Raw genomic sequence first — 17,327 nt, forward strand, 5'->3', positions numbered from 1 at the left:
GCTCAGGGGGCAGGGCGGTGGCGGCGTTGCTGCAGCCACCGCTCGGCTTCCCCGCGCAGTTCCGGCCGCGCCGGACTGAAGTGCGGCATCAGCAGGCGGACCCAGGCTTCCTGGGCCCGCCGGGCTTCCCGGGGGCAGTACACCGCCCTGGACTCGGGCAGGTCGCCATCGGCGACGATGGAGGCGAACCGCTCGGGGTCCGAGCCGTACAGCAGGCACTGCAGGTTGAAGTAGCGCTGCAGGCCCAGCGAATGGGTGTCAGCGTAGGTGTCCAGGGACAGTCCCTGCACCTCCTCGCCCGCCCGGGTGAGGAACCAGTGCGCCGCCATCCGCAGGCTCTCCGCGGCCTGCCGGCGCGACTCGCCCTCCTCGCCGATGTACTGCATCAGCGTGGTCGCGAACTGGTCGACGGCGTCTTCCTGGCGCCCGGTCACCGGAAGGTCCAGCAGGTCGATCAACGCATGGCCGGTCTCGTGCGATGCGATGAAGCGCAGGTTGGCCCAGACGTAGTCCTCCGCCTCCTCCACCGCGTCCACGCCGCTGATGCCGAGCACGCGGGCGCGCTCCGCCCCCTGTGCGTAGAGCACGTGCAGCATCTCGTAGCACAGCACCACGTGCGCGCGGCCGGGATCGTAGAACGCGTCGGCCTGGCCGCACTCGGCGGCGAGGAAGGTCAGCGGCTGCGGCAGTGCCAGGACACCATCGAGCCAGCGCAGCTCGGGGATCCGGCGCAGCAGGTCGAGCGACTCCACCCGTTCGTGCACCTCCAGCAGCGCGTCGGAGCGCGGCTCGAGGTAGGCGTAGCGGAAGCCGCCCGCCCCAACGCCCGGCCCGCTGTCCGCCGCAATGGAGGGCGCTCCCGCCGCCACGAGGGGTGCCAGCAGGAACAGACCGGCCACCCGCCAGCCGGCGGCCGGTCCAAATCGCGTGGTTCGCGGACGGATCCCCATGCGCGCATGGTACGCGCCCGGTCCCTCGCGGCGCTCAGTAGGACAGGAAAGGATGCGGGCGTCGACGGAAGCGCCTGAGCGTGGCCACCGTCATGGTCCCCAGGACGAGGAACGCGGGTATCCAGGGCAGCGCCAGCAGGAGCAACCCTATCCCCGGTTCGCCTTCCAGCGAGGTGGCGTAGATGGTGCCTGCAAACGCCAGCAGGGCGACCGGACCTGCCAGCAGCAGCATCCTCCACCCGTTCATCCTCAGGCCCGCGATCGGACGGAGGCAGGCAAGCAGGGTCACCTGCAGGATGCCGGCGGCGGACAGCAACAGCATCAGCGCCGCGGCAGGCGAAAGGCCGACCAGGACGATCACGGCCGCCAGCAGCATGGCGAGAGAGGCTGCAAGGAGCGACGGCGGCAGGAGCACTGCCCGGAGCAGGTGCGCGCGCTGGAGCGCCGGAGTTCCCAGGCCGGGTAGCAGCGCCAGTTCGTCCAGTTCGGTCGAGCGGCGGACGTACAGGGCCTCCAGCCGCTGGCCGAACATCAGCACCATCACGGCGGCGGCGCCGATTCCCGCACCGGCCAGCAGCGACAGGTCGGTTCCGTCCATGAAGCCCACCGCGGCCACGTAACCGAACGCTGCGGCGACCATTCCCACCTGCACCGCGATCTGCACCCGGGACAGTGGCGCGAACGGTGTGCCCAGCAGCGCGCGCACGCTGCGGACCGGATTGCCGGGGCCGGCGCCGGCGGTCTGCCCGGCAGGCCAGAACAAGTCCGGCATCTGGGCGTTGAGCTTGCCGCCGGAGTACCAGCCCCAGTCGGCACCCGGCTTCGCGCCGGACAACAGGGTCGGCTGCCACCAGGGTGAGAGGTGCTCGACCCCGCGATCCACGATCGCGCGCCAGCGCCACGCAGTCGCGACCAGCAACGGTGGCAGCGCCCAGGCGACGTCCACGAGGGACGGGCGCCACCTCAGTACGGCCAGGCCAGCCGGGAACACCAGGTCGAGCAGGCTGCCGAGGACGACCAGCATCGCCGGCGCCAGGCACAGCACCAGGTACATGATGCGCGGCAGCATCGCCAGCAGCACGCCTGTGCAGGCCGCGGCCGCCAGGGCGCACAGTGCCATCCACGGGGGGACGCCAGCGGCCACCAGCAACAAGGTGGGACCGACCACGCTGACCAGGAACGCCAGCGCACCCGCGCCGGCGAGCTCGCGCTGCAGACCCGGCACCAGGCCTTGCCTCGCTTCCACGTGGAGCAGGAGCAGCCTTGAAAACCACACGCCCCAGACCGCCGCCACGCCGCCCGCAGCCAGGAACACGCCGGCCGATGTCCGCTCGGACGGGTCGCCAAGCCACAACATCAGCGCCGACAGGAAGCCCAGTGCCAATCCCAGTGCCGCGGCGACGTAACGGAGGAGCGGCGGGGCCGCATGCGCCAGCAGCGCCGCGGCACCGGGAGAACTCCGTGCCGGTCGTGCGGGGAGGGCGTCCGCGCTCATCCTGCCACCTCCACGAACAGGTCCTCCAGCGACAGCACCTCGCGGCGGACGCCCGGGGCGTGGGCGAGCGCGGGCCACGGCTCGTCCTCTCCACGCACCAGCACCACGCTCAGCCCTCCATAGGGATTGGGGCGGCGCGCCACTTCACCTGGTACCCGGCCCACGAGCTGGTCGGCCGCGCCGTCCGGCACGTGCAGGCGCAGGTGGCGCTCCTTGAGGCTGTCGAGTTCGCTCTGCAGCAGCATCCGCCCCTTGTGCATGAAGGCCACGTGCGAAGCGACCCGCTCCAGGTCGGACACGATGTGGGTCGAGAACAGGACGGTGGTCCCGAACTCGCCGGCGCGGGTGGCGATCTCGCGCAGCAGCTCGCGGCGAGCCACGGGGTCCAGCGCCGCGCCCGGCTCGTCGAGCACCAGCAGCTCCGGCTGGCTGGCCAGCGCGCGGATGATCGCCACGCGCTGGCGCTCGCCGGGCGAGAGCCTGGCGAGCAGCTGGTTGGGCGGAAGCTCCCACCGGTCCAGCGTGCTGCGAACGAACCCCGCGTCCCACTTCGGATAGAAACGGCCGACGAAGTCGAGCATGTCAGCGACCTTCAACCACGACAGCGCCTCGGGCTGCTGCGGCACGTAGCCGAGCCGCTGCTTCACCGCGTCCCCCATGGCCAGTGCGGGCCGGCCCCAGATCCGTGCCTCGCCCGAGTCCGGTTCCATCAGCCCGAGCAGCGTGCGGATGAGCGTGGACTTGCCTGCGCCATTGCGGCCGATCAGGCCGAGGACCGCTCCGGGCTCGAGCTCGAGGGACACGCCGTCCAGCGCCGCATGGCCGCCGTAGTGTTTCTCCAGTGCCCGTGCCGACAGCGGAATACCGGCCTCGCCTGCAAGGTCGGCGGGTGCCGCGACCGCGGCTTCGTGGAAATCGGCGATCGTTGCGTTCATCGGTTTTCCCCTTCCAGTTCCATCATCCGCCGCAGCCGGTCCAGGACCTCCGCGGCGGCCAGTTCCAGTTCCCCCGCCTGGCGCGCCACGGCGACCAGCGACGGCTCGATGAGTTCCCAGCGGGCGTCCGCCCCGGAGCTGGTGGCCTGCTGCGCCACCGCCATGCCCTTCCCGCGCCGGCGCACCAGCAAGCCCTCGGTTTCCAGCTGGCTGTAGGCCTTGGAGACGGTCATCGGGTTGATCGCGTGCGCCGCGGCGACCTCCCGCACCGAGGGCAGCTCGTCGCCGGCCGACAGCTGCCCTCCCGCGACGAGCCGGCGCACCTGGTCCATGATCTGGCGGTAGATCGGCTCCGGCGCCCCGGGCTGGATGTGAAGCATCTCTGCGTCCATGTGTATTACTAAGCCAATACACACGAGCGTTGTCAAGCGGCTTGCTTGCGTTAGGCTCACGCCTTCCCGTGAATCGGCGAGACGAGATGAAGACACTGCTTCCGGCGCTGCTCCTCCCGATGCTGCTGGGCTGCGCCCAGGACACCACGGCCCCGCAGGGGGATTCCTCGACCGCGCAGACAGTGGAGGCGGCCACGCCGCCGGGGACCGCCACCGAAGCGCGCACCGAGGCCCCCACCCTGGCCGAGGTCGTCGCCGGTGACTGGCGCAGTGATGAGAACCGCGCGCGCGACGAGCACCGCCACCCGGTGGAGACGCTGGAGTTCTTCGGCGTGGAGCCGGCCCACAGCGTGGTCGAGATCACCCCCGGCGGTGGCTGGTACGCGGAGATCCTTGCCCCGTACCTGTACGAGCGGGGGCGGTACGTGGCCGCGGTGGTCGACCCGGAGACGTTGCCCGAGGACGGCCGCGACTACCACCAGCGCCAGCGCCACAACCTGGAGCAGCGGTTCTCCGAAGCTCCGGAGCAGTTCAGCCGCGCGGGCATGGTCGCCTACGATCCGGCCGCGCCGGTGTTCGGCGAACCGGGCAGCGCGGACGTGGTAGTGACCTTCCGCAACGTGCACAACTGGCTTTCCAACGGACAGGCCGAAGGCATGTTCGAGGGCTTCCACGAGGTCCTGCGCCCCGGCGGCGTGCTGGGCGTGGTGGAGCACCGCGCGTCCGCGGCATCGAAGGACGGCAGCGGCTACGTCGCGCAGGACCGAATCGTGGAATTGGCCACACAGGCTGGCTTCGTGTTGGAGGAGGCCAGCGAGATCAATGCGAATCCGCGCGACACCGCGGACCACCCCAATGGCGTCTGGACACTGCCCCCGACCAACAATCATGACGAGGCGGACGCCGCGCGGTACGCCGACATCGGGGAGAGCGACCGGATGACGCTGCGTTTCCGCAAGCCGCTCGAGTGAGGCCTGGCGCGGCAACTTGAAGCGTTCAGCGAAGGGGGACCGGTGTCACGCCGCAGGCCGCTGGTTCTGGTAGTTTCCCGTTCAGCTGGGTGAATACGCAGGTACACATGGACAGGGCCGTTGCCTCCGCGGGTCGCATCCTGGTCGTCGATGACCAGCCCGCCAACCTGCGGGTCGTCAGCACGCTGCTCGGGCGCGAAGGCTACGCGGTCGATACCGCCGAAAACGGCGAGCGCGCGCTGGAGCTGTATGCACAGTGCACCCCGGACCTGATCCTGCTGGACATGATGATGCCCGGCATGGACGGCTTCGAGGTGCTTGAGGCGCTGCGCCAGCGGCGGCTGGTGGTGCCGGTGGTGTTCGTGACCGCGGCGCATGACCGGGACCTGCTGCTGCGCGCCTTCGACGCGGGCGTGGTGGACTACGTGACCAAGCCCTTCCTCCCCGAAGAACTGCTGGCTCGGGTCAATGCCCATATCGGCCTCAAGCTCACCCGTGACCGCCTGGAGCGCGTCGCCCGCGAGCGCGAGGAGCTGGTCAACCTCGTTGCCCACGACCTCAAGAACCCGCTGTCGAGCGTGCTGTTCGCCAGCGACATCCTGCGCCAGGAGGGCTGCCGTCCCGAGCGCATCCCGCGCTACCTGCAGATGATCCACGAGAGCGCCGACGACGCACTCGGCTACATCCGCCATTACCTGGAGAGCCGCGGCGATGGCGGTCCTCGCGCTGCCGCCGACGCTCGCGCCAGCCTGCGCGAGACGCTGGAGTGGCTGCAACAGCGTTACGAGATCCAGCTGGACGCACGCGGCATCCAGCTGCAGCTGTCATTGCCCACCGCCGACGCGGCGTTCGTAGCCATCGACGGCCGGGTCCTGCGCCAGCTGGGCGAAAACCTGGTCACCAACGCGATGAAGTACGCGCCCGGCGGCGAGCTGCTGCTGGCCGGGCGTCCCGGGGCGCCGGGCTACCTGCAGCTGGTCGCCGCTGATCGCGGCCCGGGGATCCCGCCGGCGAAGCAGCGCGAGTTGTTCAAGCCGTTCACCCGGCTGCAGGACGGCGACGACGGGATCTCGAGTGGACTGGGGCTTTCGCTGGCCAAGCGTATCGTGACCAATGCCGGGGGCCAGCTCTGGTATGAAGACCGCCCCGGCGGCGGGGCGGTCTTCGTGATCGAGCTTCCCGAGGTGGCGGCCGAGGCCTGAGCGGGCCCTAGCGGCCGACCGGCGCCTGCCGGACGTGCGGCGCGCCCTCCCTGCTCGCGTTGCCTTCGCCGTCCAGGCGCCGGGCGCTGCCCTCGTAGGTGTTCCCGTTGCGGGCCTGCTGCTTCCTGCGGCGCTGCGCCGCGTACCACAGCAGTCCGGCACCGGCGACGGTGGCCGCGAGCACCGCCGGATGGCGGCGGGCGAAGCCCCCGGCCGCCTTGGCGCCGGTTCGCATGGCGCCCAGGGCCACGCCGGTTTCCAGCAATCCGCCGGCGCGGCTGGGAAGCGCACCGCGGAGGCGGTTGCCCATGTCGTCCGGAATGGCGTGCCGGATGCGGTCGCCGACGTCGCCGGCGAAGTCCAGGGCCCGGTCGGAGATGCGGTCGAATCGGCTCATCACAGAGTTCCTGGCAAGGGGAGATGCACGCATTCTGTCGCCAGCGGCGTTCTTCCCGCGTGAGCCGCGCGCGCGCAGGCTGAACGGAAGGTCAGCGCGGGCGCGGCTTCGCGCGGTGGGTGGCGGTCGCCGTCCAGGGGTCCTCCGGCCACGGATGCCTGGGGTAGCGGCCCTTCATCTCCTTGCGCACCTCCGGATAGGTGCGCTCCCAGAAGCCGCGCAGGTCGCGGGTGACCTGCAGCGGGCGGCCGCCTGGGGAGAGCAGGTGAAGCATCAGCGGCACCCGGCCGCCGGCGATGGATGGCGTCTCGGCCAGGCCGAAAAGCTCCTGCAGCTTGACGGCAAGCACTGGCTCCACCGGCTCGCCCGTCGCCTCGTCGAACGCATAGTCGACCGGCCGCTCCAGTCCCGATGGCACCGTCACGCGCGCGGGTGCGAGGTGGTCGAGTTCACGCTGCAGGTTCCAGTCCAGCCGGGTGCGCAGCGCGCCAGCGAAGGCGTCCGCGCCGAGTGCATCCAGCCGGCTCATCCCCTCCATCGCCGGTTGCAGCCACTCCGGTGCGGAGTCCAGCAACGCCGAGTCGGAGAGGTCGGGCAGTCCGAGTTCCGGCATCCACGCGCGCAGACTGCGCACGCGGGCGCGCCACTGCTCCAGCGCCGGCGTCCAGGGCAGGGCGCCGATGCCCAGCTGGCGGACCGCGTCGACCAGAGCCTCGGCGTAGCGGCTGCGGTCCGGTGTCGGCAACGGATGGCGCTCCAGCACGATGCCGTCGAAGCGCCGCTCGCGGACCGCGACGATGCGGCGCGCGTCCCCGTCCCAGCGGACCTCGTCGGCCTCGGTGAAGCGCCCGGGCCATTCGCGCTGGAGCCGTTCCGGATCCAGCGGTGCCGCCTGGAGGATGCGGGCCTGGCCACGGTCGCTGGCCGAGGGCAGGCGCAGGTCGGCGACCACCAGCCACGGCTCCCCGCGAAGGTTGCTGTCGGGGAGCAGCACGGCACTGCGCCCGCTGGCGAGCTGGTAGCGCTCCGGGTCGCTTGGATGCTGGCGGGCGATGCGCTCGGGAAACGCGTGCGCGAGCAGGCCACCCAGCAAGTGGACGGGGGCTTCCGTGGGCCCACTCGCCTCAAGCCGCAGCCGGCGCCGCCACTGGCGGGCGAGGACGTCGATCGCGGCGAGTGCACCGGCATTCCCGGCTGCGGAAACGGCACGCCCCCCGGCGCGGAACCCGGCGAGGGCGCGCCACCGGGCCGGGAGCGCATCACCGCCGCCGCGCAGCGGGTCGCGTGATTCCAGAAGCGCCGCCAGGTCGCAGGCCAGCGCCTGCTCCCGCGGGTCGGAAGGGGCCAGCAGCATCGCCGCCAGACGCGGATGCGTACCCAGGCCGAGCATGCGCCGTCCCAGTTCCGTCAGCGCGGAGCCCTGCAGCGCGCCCAACTGCGCCAGCAGTCCTCGCGCCGCGGAGAGCGCGCCCGGTGGCGGCGGGTCGACGAAGCGCAGCCGGTCCGACCCCCACGCGGCCAGCTCGAGGGCCAGCCCCGCCAGGTCCACCTGCGCGATCTCCGGTCGGCGCTGCGGCTCGAGGCGTTGCGACTGGGGCCACAGCCGATAGGCCCAGCCTTCCGCGACGCGTCCGGCACGGCCGGCCCGCTGGTCGGCCGAGGCCTGGCTGATCGCCACCACGTCCAGTCGCGAAAACCCGCTGTTGGGGTCGAAGCGCGGCTCGCGCGCCAGGCCGCTGTCGACCACCACCCGGACGCCGGGGAGGGTGACGCTGGATTCGGCGACGTTGGTCGAAAGCACCACCCGCCGCGTGCCTGCGCCGGCCGGCTGCAGTACCCGCGACTGCAGTTCCACGGGAAGCTCGCCGTGCAGGGCGACCGCTTCCACGTCCGAGGGCACCCGGCCCGCGAGCAGCGCCTGCACGCGGCCGATCTCTCGCTGCCCCGGCAGGAACACCAGCACATCACCCGGATGGGCGGCCAGCGCGTGCTCGATGGCACGCACCACCTGGTGCTCCGTCTTTTCCTCGCGCCGGGCCGGGAAGTGCGACACCTCGACGGGGTAGCTGCGGCCAGCGCTCGACAGCCGCGGGGAGTCGATCAACGCTGACAGGCGCTCCCCGTCCAGCGTCGCCGACATCACCACGATGCGCAGTTCCTCGCGCAGCCCCGACTGCACGTCGAGCGCCAGCGCCAGTCCCAGGTCGCCTGCGAGATGGCGCTCGTGGAACTCGTCGAACAGCACCGCGCCGACGCCTTGGAGCGCCGGATCGTCCTGGATCATCCGGGTCAGGATCCCTTCGGTGACCACCTCGATGCGTGTATCCGCCGAAGTCCGGTTCTCGAACCGGATGCGGTAGCCCACCGTCGCCCCGACCTCCTCCCCCAGCGCCTGTGCCATGAACCGCGCGGCCGCCCGTGCCGCCACCCGCCGCGGCTCCAGCATGAGGATCCGCCGTCCTTCCAGCCACGGCGCGTCGAGCAGCGCCAGCGGCACGCGGGTGGTCTTGCCGGCCCCGGGCGGCGCCTCCAGCACCAGCCTCGGGTGCTTGCGCAGCGACTCCTTCAGACGCGGGAGCAGGTCATCGATGGGCAGCCAATCCATTTCCGAATGATAGAAGCCCGCGCCACCCGCCTCGCGGCAGCCGGCTCCCAGCCGCGACCCCCCACTACAATGGCGCCATGGAATTGATCGACATCGGCGCCAACCTCACCCACGAATCCTTCGACCACGACCGCGACGCGATGATGGCCCGCGCCCGCCAGGCCGGCGTGGTGCAGATGGTCGTGACCGGTGCCAGCCGCGAACACTCTCCGCTGGCGCTCGAGCTGGCCCGCGCGCACCCGGGCGAACTGTTCGCCACCGCCGGCGTGCACCCGCACCACGCGAGCGAGTACACCAGCGAGTGCGATGCCGAGATGCGCCAGCTGCACACGAATGCGGAGGTGGTCGCGGTGGGCGAGTGCGGGCTGGACTACTTCCGGGACTTCTCACCGCGGCCCGCACAGCGGCGTGCGTTCGAAATGCAGCTGCAGATCGCGGTCGACACCGGCAAGCCGCTGTTCCTGCACCAGCGCGACGCGCACGCCGACTTCATGGCGATCATGCGCGGGTTCCGAGACCGCATCGGGCCCGCGGTGGTGCACTGCTTCACCGGCACCCGCGAGGAGCTGTACGACTACCTCGACAATGACTGGCACGTCGGCATCACCGGCTGGCTGTGCGACGAGCGCCGCGGGCAGCACCTGCGCGAGATGGTCAGGGACATTCCCGCGAACCGGCTGATGGTCGAGACCGACTCACCCTACCTGCTGCCGCGCACGCTGCGGCCGATGCCGAAGGACCGGCGCAACGAGCCGATGTTCCTGCCGCACATCGTGGAGGAGCTGGCACGCGACCGCGGGGAGGATGTCGCGGTGACCGCCGCCAATGCGACCGCCACGACGCGCGCCTTCTTCAGGCTGCCAACACCGGGGTGAGGGCCCCCCTCAGCTGCGCAACCCGGTCCCCCGCTTCAGCAGCCACAGGCCCAGGCCCCCCAGTACGGCCACGAACCCGAGCATCAGCGCGTAGCTGGTCCACAGCGGCACGTCGCTGCTGCCCAGCAGCCCGTGGCGCATGGCGTTGACCATGTAGAAGATCGGGTTGGCCTTCGTCATCGCCTGCGCCCAGCCGGGCAGCAGGGTGATCGAATAGAACACGCCGCCCAGGTAGGTCAGCGGGGTCAGGATGAAGGTCGGCACGATCGCCACGTCGTCGAACTTGCGCGCGAACACCGCGTTGATGAAGCCGGCCAGGGCGAAGATCAGCGAGCCCAGCCCGAGCGTGGTCACCGCCACCAGCGGATTGGCGATGCGCACGTCGGTGAACAGCGAGGCGATCAGCATCACGATCACGCCGACCGCCAGCCCGCGCGCCATCGCGCCGGCGACATAGCCGCCGAGGATCACCCAGTTGGGCATCGGGCTGACCAGCAACTCCTCGACGTAGTGGCCGAACTTGGCGCCGAAGAAGCTGGAGGCGATGTTGCCGTAGCTGTTCTGGATCACGCTCATCATCACCAGCCCGGGGACGATGAAGTCCATGTAGCCGATGCCGTCCATCGTCCCGATGCGCGAGCCGATCAGCCCGCCGAAGATCAGGAAGTACAGCGTCATGGTGATCGCCGGCGGCACCAGGGTCTGCGCCCAGATGCGCATGATCCGGCTGATCTCGCGGCGCGCGATGGTGTGGATGGCGACCAGGTTGGCGCGGGTGCTCATGCCTGGTCCCCCCCCTGGCCCGGGGCGGCGACGGTGCGCACGAACAGCTCCTCCAGGCGGTTGCTGCGGGTACGCATGGAGCGCACGCGGATGCCCGCGGCGTCGAGCGCGGCGAAGACGCGGTTGAGGTTCATCGATCGCGGCATGTCCAGCTCGAGGGTGTGGCGGTCCGGGGCGACGAGGGTGGCGCCCTCGACCGGGGGCAGCACCGCCGGCAGCTCGCCGTCGATGTCGAGCACGAAGCCCTCCACGTCCAGCCGCGCCAGCAGCGACTTCATCGGACCGCTGGCGACGATCTCGCCGTGGTTGATGATCGCCAGGTTGCGGCACAGGTACTCGGCTTCCTCGAGGTAGTGGGTGGTCAGGATGATGGTGGTGCCGTCGGCGTTGATCTGGCGCAGGGTGCGCCACATGTCGCGGCGGATCTCGATGTCCACGCCGGCGGTGGGCTCGTCCAGGATCAGCAGCCGCGGCCGGGTCATCATCGCCCGGGCGATCATCAGCCGCCGCTTCATGCCGCCCGACAGGGTGCGGCTGGACACGCCGGCCTTCTCCCACAGGTGGGCGCGGCGCAGCTCGGCCTCGGCGCGGCTCGCCGCCTCCCGGCGCGAAACGCCGTAGAAGCCCGCGTAGTTGACGAGGATGTCGAGCGGCTTTTCGAAGGTGTTGAAGTTGATCTCCTGCGGAACCAGGCCGATCTGCCGCATCGCCGCGCCGCGCCTTGCGGTGATGTCGGTACCGAACACCTCGACGGTGCCGGAGGTCGGGTTCACCAGCGAGCTGACGATGCCGATCATCGTGCTCTTGCCCGCGCCGTTGGGGCCGAGCAGGGCGAAGAAGTCGCCCTCGGCCACTTCCAGGGACACGCCCTTCAGGGCCTGGACACCGTTGTCGTAGGTCTTGCGCAGGTCGCGGATGGACAAGGCCGGCACGGCGGCGGACGGGTCCGCCGCGTGCCCGGCGGCATCCGCCGTCGGGGTCTGGATCATGCGGTTGCTGCCTGTGCTTGGGAGGCGGGGCAACGCGGGCCCCGCAGGGACCGCGGTAGTATAGGGGGCTGGCTGCAGCGGCCCACGGCACGCAGTATTCCGCGCCGCCGCACGCCTCCCCCTTCCACGCCTGCAGGCCCCCTCCTTGGCGATCCCGCGTTTTCCCCTCAAGCTCGAGTCCTGGCGCCCCCTGGCGCCCGGCATCTGCCATTACGTGTTCCGCCGCGACGACGGCCAGCCGCTGCCGTTCCTGCCCGGGCAGTTCATCCAGGTGCACTTCCAGTACGCCGATGGCACCGAGACCAAGCGCAGCTATTCGCTCGCGACCGTGCTCGAGCAGGGCAGTGAAGCGGCCACGTTGGTCGAGATCGCGGTCAGCTTCGTTCCCGGCGGTGCGGCCACCGCGCTGTTCGAGGGGCTCGAGGTGGGGGACAGCGTCCAGGCCAGCGGGCCGTTCGGGCGCTTCTGCCTCATGCCGCAGGACGACAACCGGCGCTACCTGCTGATCGCCACCGGGACCGGCGTCACCCCGTACCGGTCGATGCTGCCGCTGCTGGAGCAGGCGATCGCCACCCGCGGCGTCCAGGTCGTGCTGCTGCAGGGTGCGCGGCGGCCGGAGGAGCTGCTGTACGGCGACGAGTTCCGCGCCTTCGCCGACCGGCATCCCGACCACGTGCGCTACCTGCCGTGCTTCTCGCGGGAAATGCCGCGCGAGGGCTCCGCGCACGCACATCCGGACGTACGTCGCGGCTACGTGCAGCAGTGCCTGGACAGCCTGGCGCCGGATCCGGGCGGCGACATCGCCTACCTGTGCGGAAACCCCAACATGGTGGACGCCGCCTTCCAGGAACTCCGCGACGCGGGCCTGGAGCCGCGGCAGATCCGGCGCGAGAAGTACGTCAGCTCCAAGTAGGCCGGACGGCCCGGCCGGCAGCTGCCCGTTGACACGGCCACGGTGTATTGGTTTATTAATACACGTTGCTTGTGGCGGTGCCGCGTGGCGCCGCCGGATCTTCCCACTCCAGAGGACTCCTCATGAGAGCTGACCTTCGCTTGCCCTGCACGGCAGGCCTGCTGGCGCTGGCGCTCGCCGGCTGCGACCCGGCGGCGCCCGACCCGGCACCGGTGCAGGACACCACGACCGTGCGCCTGGGCGACGTCGCCTTCGAGCCCTGCTCGCTCAGCGCCCCCATGGGCAACGCCGTCGAAGCGCGCTGCGCCACCATCGAAGTGCCCGAGGACCACGGGCAGCCCGACGGCCGCCGCATCGAACTGGCGGTCGCCTGGGTGGAATCCCGCGGCAATGCCCAGCCGGACCCGGTGGTGATGATCGCCGGCGGGCCAGGGCAATCGGCGCTGGAGTCCTACCCGCTGCTGCATCGCGCCTTCCGCGACACGCTTCGCAACCGCGACGTGCTGCTGGTGGATGCGCGCGGGACCGGTGGCTCGAACCTGCTCGCCTGCCGGGACGAGGAAGGCAACAACGCCTTCACCGATCCGGAAGACCACAGCGCGGAGGGGGCCCGCCGGTTCGCCGAAGCGTGCCGCGACCAGTTGTCGGAGCAGGCGGACCTGCGGTTCTACGGTACCGCCGATCACGTCCGGGACCTCGAGCTGGTGCGCCAGCGGGTGGGCGCGCCGCAGTTGAACCTGGTCGGCATCTCCTACGGCACCCGCGTGGCCCAGCAGTACGCCGCGGCGTATCCGGCGCACACGCGCACGGTGCTGCTGGACGGCGTCGTGCCCAACGACCTTCCGCTGGGTTCCGAGCACGCGGTCAACCTGGAGGACGCGCTGGAGGTGCTGTTCCAGCGCTGCCGCGACGACTCCGCCTGCGCGGGGAACCTGGGCGATCCGGCGGACAACCTCGCGATCGTGCTCGAACGGCTCGAAGCCGGCGGCCTGGAACCGGTCGAGTACCGCGACCCGGTCAGCGGCCAATGGACCAGCGAGGTACCCGAATACGGGCACCTCGCGGCGCTGCTGCGCATGTACGCCTACCAGCCCGCGGCGACGGCGACCCTGCCGTTGCTGCTCAGCGAGGCCCGGGAGGGCCGCTACCAGTCGCTGCTCGCACAGGCACGGATGCTGATGGGCGACCTGGGCGACTCGATCGCCCACGGCATGCAGCTGTCGGTCACCTGCACCGAGGACTATCCCGACCTGCAGGACCGCCCCGGTGACGCCGGCACCGTCCTGGGCACCGAGCTGCTGGACTTCACCCGCGCCCAGTGCGAGGCGTGGCCGCGCGGCAAGCGAGCGCCCGGCTTCCGCGAGCCGCTGGCCACCGACGTGCCCCTGCTGGCCATCAGTGGCGAGTTCGACCCGGTCACCCCGCCGCGCTACGGCGAAGCGGTGGCCGCCGGGCTGCCCAACGCGCGGCACCTGGTGCTGCCGGGCCAGGGCCACAACGTGCTGCCCGCCGGCTGCATGCCGTCGCTGGCGGCGCAGTTCTTCGAATCCGCCGATGCGTCGACGCTCGACGCGTCGTGCCTGGAACGCCTGCAACCCGTGCCGCCGTTTGCCGGCACCTATGGCTGGGAGCCCTGACATGATCGAGGTCCACGACCTGCACAAGACCTTCAAGGCGCGCACCGGACCGGTCCACGCCGTCCGCGGGGTCGGCTTCAGCGCCCGCGACGGCGAGATCACCGGCCTGCTCGGCCCCAACGGCGCCGGCAAGACCACCACCCTGCGCATGCTCTACACCCTGATGAACCCGGACCGCGGCAGCGTGCGCGTGGACGGCCTGGATTTCCGCGAGCACGCCGCCGAGGTGCGCGCGCGGCTGGGCGTGCTGCCCGATGCCCGCGGCGTGTACAAGCGGCTCACCGCGCGCGAGAACATCGCCTACTTCGGCCGCCTGCACGGACTGGACGACGCGACGATCGCCAGCCGCACCGAGACCCTGGCCTCGGCGCTGCAGATGCACGACTTCCTGGACCGCCGCACCGAGGGCTTCTCGCAGGGCCAGCGCACCAAGACCGCGATCGCGCGGGCGCTGGTGCACGACCCCAAGAACGTGATCCTGGACGAGCCGACCAACGGCCTGGACGTGATGACCACCCGCGGGCTGCGCGAGTTCCTGCTGCAGCTGCGGCGCGAGAACCGCTGCGTCATCTTCTCCAGCCACATCATGCAGGAGGTCGCCGCGCTGTGTGACCGCATCGTGGTGATCGCCAACGGCGAGGTCCGCGCCGAGGGCTCGCCGGACGAACTGCGCGCCCGCACCGGGACGCAGAACCTGGAGGACGCCTTCGTCCGCCTGATCGGTTCCGAGGAGGGTCTCCACGCATGAACGCCAAGCGCACACCCACGAGCCTGGCGACGGTGCTCGCCGTGGCCCGCAAGGAACTGCTCGACCTGTTCCGCGACCGCCGCACCGTGATGCTGGGCCTGCTGATGGGCCCGATCCTGATGCCCGCGCTGATCCTCGGCATGGGCAGCATGGCCGACAGCCGCATGCGCACCCAGCTGGAGTCCACGCTGGAGCTGCCGGTGGTGGGCGCCGACCGCGCGCCGAACCTGGTCAACCACCTGCGCAGCCGCAACATCGAAGTCCTGCCGCCCCCGGACGATGCCGAGGCGGTGGTCCGCGACCAGGAGCACGACGTGGTCCTGGTGATCAGCGAGGAGTTCGGCGAGGACTGGCGCGGCAGCCGCAACGCGCGGGTGGAGCTGGTCCACGACAGCTCCCGGCGCGACTCCGACATCCCGGTGGGCCGCGTCCGAAGTGCCGTCGAGGAATACGGGGCCACCGTCGGCGTGCTGCGGATCATGACCCGCGGGACCAGTCCGGTGATCGGTACCCCGGTTACGGTCGCCCAGCGTGACATCGCCACGCCGGAAGCCCGTCGCGGCATGCTGCTGGCCGCGTTTCTGCCCTACCTGCTGATCCTGTCGGCGTTCCTGGGCGGCGCCTACCTGGTGGTCGACGTCACCGCCGGCGAGCGCGAGCGCCAGTCGCTGGAGCCGCTGCTGGCCACCCCGGCCTCGCGAAGCGCGATCATGAGCGGGAAGATCGTCGCCGCCTGTGCCTTCGGCATGCTCAGCCTGCTGCTGATCCTGCTGGCCTTCAAGATCAGCTTCCAGTTCGCCGGCGGGGTCATGGCCCAGGTCGACGTGAGCTGGCCGGTGATGGCGCAGCTGCTGCTGGTCCTGCTGGTGATGGTCCTGATCGGCACCACGCTGCTGACGCTGATCTCCGCCAGCGTGAAGTCGGTGAAGGAGGCGCAGAGCTACATGAGCGTGCTGATACTGCTCCCGATCGTGCCGACCCTGATCCTGATGGTGAACCCGTTGAAGGACGAGGCCTGGCAATACGCGGTGCCGTTCCTGGCCCAGAACCAGATGATCACGGCCCTGGTCCGCAACGACCCGATCAGCCTGTCGCAGTGGGGCATCTACCTGGGTGCCGGCCTCGCCACCGGGCTGGTGCTGTGGCTGCTGGCAGCGCGGCTGTACCACCGGGAGAAGCTGGCCATCTCGGCCTGATGCATCAAGGGCCCGGCTGGATTCCGGCCGGGCCCTTCCGTGCGGGAGCGTGATCCGGCGCCCTCCCCGGGCGCTCCGTTCGTCCGGCCTACGGGTCGGGGTTGAAGGCGATCGTGCGGCGGGCGGTAACCGGCGAGGCGATCGGCTGGAAGCGCCACTGCTCCACCGCCGCCAGCGCCGCCCTGTCGAACACCCGCGCCGGGTCGGCGCGGATCACCCGGGCGGCGGTCACGGAGCCGTCGATCCCCACCGTCAGCTCGACCTCCACCTCGCCGGCACGCCCCGCACGCAATGCCTCGCGGGGATACTGCGGCGCCGGGATCGACAGCGGCCTGAGGTCCGCGGCCGTGGCAACCGCGGCCTGGCTCTGCTGGCGGGCCGCTTCCCGCCGGCGCTCGGCGGCGAGCCGCTCGGCTTCCTCGCGCCCGGCCTGTTCCGCCGCCGCCTGCCGCGCCGCCTCCTCTTCGGCGGCCTGCTGCTCGGCCAGCCTGCGCGCGGCCTCTTCCTGCTCGCGTTGCTGGTCCGCCTGGCGCTGGCGCTCCAGCTCGGCACGGCGCTGTGCCTGCTCTTCGGCGGTGACCTGCTCGCGCGCGAGCCGCGCGGCCAGCTCACGCTCGCCGCGTTCCGCGCTGCGGCGCAGCCGGTCGAGTGCCGGATGGGACGCATCGGTGCGCTCGAGCAGTGCGATCAGGCGCTTGCCTTCCTCGAAGTCCTCCCGCACCAGGCTCTGCTCGGTTGCGATGACCGTCATCGGCAGCAGGTCGGTGAGCGCACTTCCTGCGGAGGGGTCCTCCGGCCGGCGCTCGCGCAGGGCGAGGTAGTACTCGACGGCGTTGTCGCCGGCCGGGGCATACAGGCGGTTGCCCGCATAGGCCTCCCGCGCCGCCTTGCGGAGTTCCTCGATGTCCATCGCCGCCGCGGCATCGTCCGGTGCGGCCGTGCCTGCCGCGGGCGGCGCGGCCCCGCCGGTGCCTACCGCGCCCACTCCATCGGCCGTCGCCACCGGGTCGCCGGTTTCCCCGTCGGTCGCTTGTTCCTGCGGCCCGTCGGAACCGCCGCACGCCCCCAGCGCGAGGCCCAGCGCCGCGGCCAGTGCCAACCGCGCGAACGTGCCCGTCGGAGTACCCGGCGCGCCGCGGCGCACCCTTGCATCGGTGTTGCTCATGGTGTTTCCCCCTTGTTCGGCCTGGAACCAGGCCCACGCGCCCTCCCCTCCCGGAGGGCTGCATGCGCCGATCA

The 17,327-nt window shown here is 71.2% G+C and carries 16 protein-coding genes; 7 read left to right on the forward strand and 9 right to left on the reverse strand.

Annotated features, from left to right (window positions below):
- Positions 1-2: 2 nt before the first annotated feature.
- Genes G545_RS0110815 through G545_RS0110830 form a run of 4 tightly spaced genes read right to left on the reverse strand, consistent with a single transcriptional unit; the run spans position 3 to position 3,772 of the window.
- On the reverse strand, positions 3-950 hold the full coding sequence (locus G545_RS0110815) for a DUF4344 domain-containing metallopeptidase (RefSeq protein ID WP_052106619.1): 948 nt from the start codon (positions 948-950) through the stop codon (positions 3-5).
- A gap of 34 nt (positions 951-984) precedes the next feature.
- Positions 985-2,445 carry a hypothetical protein gene (locus G545_RS0110820; protein ID WP_154656579.1) on the reverse strand — a complete coding sequence of 487 codons (1,461 nt, stop codon included), beginning with the start codon at positions 2,443-2,445 and terminating at the stop codon, positions 985-987.
- Positions 2,442-3,380, reverse strand: coding sequence for an ABC transporter ATP-binding protein (locus G545_RS0110825; protein ID WP_027070399.1), 939 nt, complete (start codon positions 3,378-3,380; stop codon positions 2,442-2,444). The genes G545_RS0110820 and G545_RS0110825 overlap by 4 nt, the downstream gene beginning before the upstream one ends.
- Positions 3,377-3,772 (reverse strand): GntR family transcriptional regulator, encoded by a 396-nt coding sequence (locus G545_RS0110830; RefSeq protein WP_027070400.1) that lies wholly within the window; start codon positions 3,770-3,772, stop codon positions 3,377-3,379. The genes G545_RS0110825 and G545_RS0110830 overlap by 4 nt, the downstream gene beginning before the upstream one ends.
- 119 nt (positions 3,773-3,891) lie before the next feature.
- Between G545_RS0110830 and G545_RS14470 the strand changes: the two genes are divergently transcribed.
- Both G545_RS14470 and G545_RS0110840 read left to right on the forward strand, forming a co-directional pair.
- The gene (locus G545_RS14470; RefSeq protein WP_407059642.1) at positions 3,892-4,743 is read left to right on the forward strand and encodes a class I SAM-dependent methyltransferase; all 852 of its coding nucleotides are present in this window, start codon (positions 3,892-3,894) and stop codon (positions 4,741-4,743) included.
- 107 nt (positions 4,744-4,850) lie between these two features.
- Positions 4,851-5,945, forward strand: a complete 1,095-nt coding sequence (locus tag G545_RS0110840) for a hybrid sensor histidine kinase/response regulator (protein WP_027070401.1) — start codon at positions 4,851-4,853, stop codon at positions 5,943-5,945.
- 7 nt (positions 5,946-5,952) lie between these two features.
- Here G545_RS0110840 and G545_RS0110845 read toward each other — a convergent pair whose 3' ends face one another.
- Positions 5,953-6,342: a hypothetical protein gene (locus tag G545_RS0110845; RefSeq protein ID WP_027070402.1), complete on the reverse strand. Its 390-nt coding sequence runs from the start codon at positions 6,340-6,342 to the stop codon at positions 5,953-5,955.
- A gap of 91 nt (positions 6,343-6,433) precedes the next feature.
- The gene (gene hrpB / locus G545_RS0110850; protein WP_027070403.1) at positions 6,434-8,947 is read right to left on the reverse strand and encodes an ATP-dependent helicase HrpB; all 2,514 of its coding nucleotides are present in this window, start codon (positions 8,945-8,947) and stop codon (positions 6,434-6,436) included.
- Positions 8,948-9,024: 77 nt separating this feature from the next.
- On the opposite strand from hrpB, the gene G545_RS0110855 reads away from it, so the two are divergent.
- Positions 9,025-9,822 carry a TatD family hydrolase gene (locus tag G545_RS0110855; RefSeq protein WP_027070404.1) on the forward strand — a complete coding sequence of 266 codons (798 nt, stop codon included), beginning with the start codon at positions 9,025-9,027 and terminating at the stop codon, positions 9,820-9,822.
- 9 nt (positions 9,823-9,831) lie between these two features.
- On the opposite strand, the gene G545_RS0110860 is transcribed toward G545_RS0110855, so the two are convergent.
- Both G545_RS0110860 and G545_RS14475 read right to left on the reverse strand, forming a co-directional pair.
- Positions 9,832-10,605, reverse strand: coding sequence for an ABC transporter permease (locus G545_RS0110860; protein ID WP_027070405.1), 774 nt, complete (start codon positions 10,603-10,605; stop codon positions 9,832-9,834).
- Positions 10,602-11,594: an ABC transporter ATP-binding protein gene (locus G545_RS14475; protein ID WP_052106780.1), complete on the reverse strand. Its 993-nt coding sequence runs from the start codon at positions 11,592-11,594 to the stop codon at positions 10,602-10,604. The genes G545_RS0110860 and G545_RS14475 overlap by 4 nt, the downstream gene beginning before the upstream one ends.
- 145 nt (positions 11,595-11,739) lie before the next feature.
- Between G545_RS14475 and G545_RS0110870 the strand changes: the two genes are divergently transcribed.
- From G545_RS0110870 to G545_RS0110885, 4 genes are all read left to right on the forward strand, one after another.
- Positions 11,740-12,507, forward strand: coding sequence for a ferredoxin--NADP reductase (locus G545_RS0110870; RefSeq protein WP_407059640.1), 768 nt, complete (start codon positions 11,740-11,742; stop codon positions 12,505-12,507).
- A gap of 122 nt (positions 12,508-12,629) precedes the next feature.
- Positions 12,630-14,144: an alpha/beta hydrolase gene (locus G545_RS0110875; protein WP_036137329.1), complete on the forward strand. Its 1,515-nt coding sequence runs from the start codon at positions 12,630-12,632 to the stop codon at positions 14,142-14,144.
- Between the two features lies 1 nt (position 14,145).
- Positions 14,146-14,892 (forward strand): ABC transporter ATP-binding protein, encoded by a 747-nt coding sequence (locus G545_RS0110880; RefSeq protein WP_027070408.1) that lies wholly within the window; start codon positions 14,146-14,148, stop codon positions 14,890-14,892.
- On the forward strand, positions 14,889-16,088 hold the full coding sequence (locus tag G545_RS0110885; RefSeq protein WP_036137326.1) for an ABC transporter permease: 1,200 nt from the start codon (positions 14,889-14,891) through the stop codon (positions 16,086-16,088). The genes G545_RS0110880 and G545_RS0110885 overlap by 4 nt, the downstream gene beginning before the upstream one ends.
- Before the next feature lie 88 nt (positions 16,089-16,176).
- Here G545_RS0110885 and G545_RS0110890 read toward each other — a convergent pair whose 3' ends face one another.
- Positions 16,177-17,253, reverse strand: a complete 1,077-nt coding sequence (locus tag G545_RS0110890; RefSeq protein ID WP_052347320.1) for a TonB family protein — start codon at positions 17,251-17,253, stop codon at positions 16,177-16,179.
- Between the last annotated feature and the right edge of the window lie 74 nt (positions 17,254-17,327).

Source organism: Lysobacter defluvii IMMIB APB-9 = DSM 18482, from assembly GCF_000423325.1.
In the GTDB taxonomy this organism is placed as follows: Bacteria; Pseudomonadota; Gammaproteobacteria; order Xanthomonadales; family Xanthomonadaceae; genus Novilysobacter; species Novilysobacter defluvii.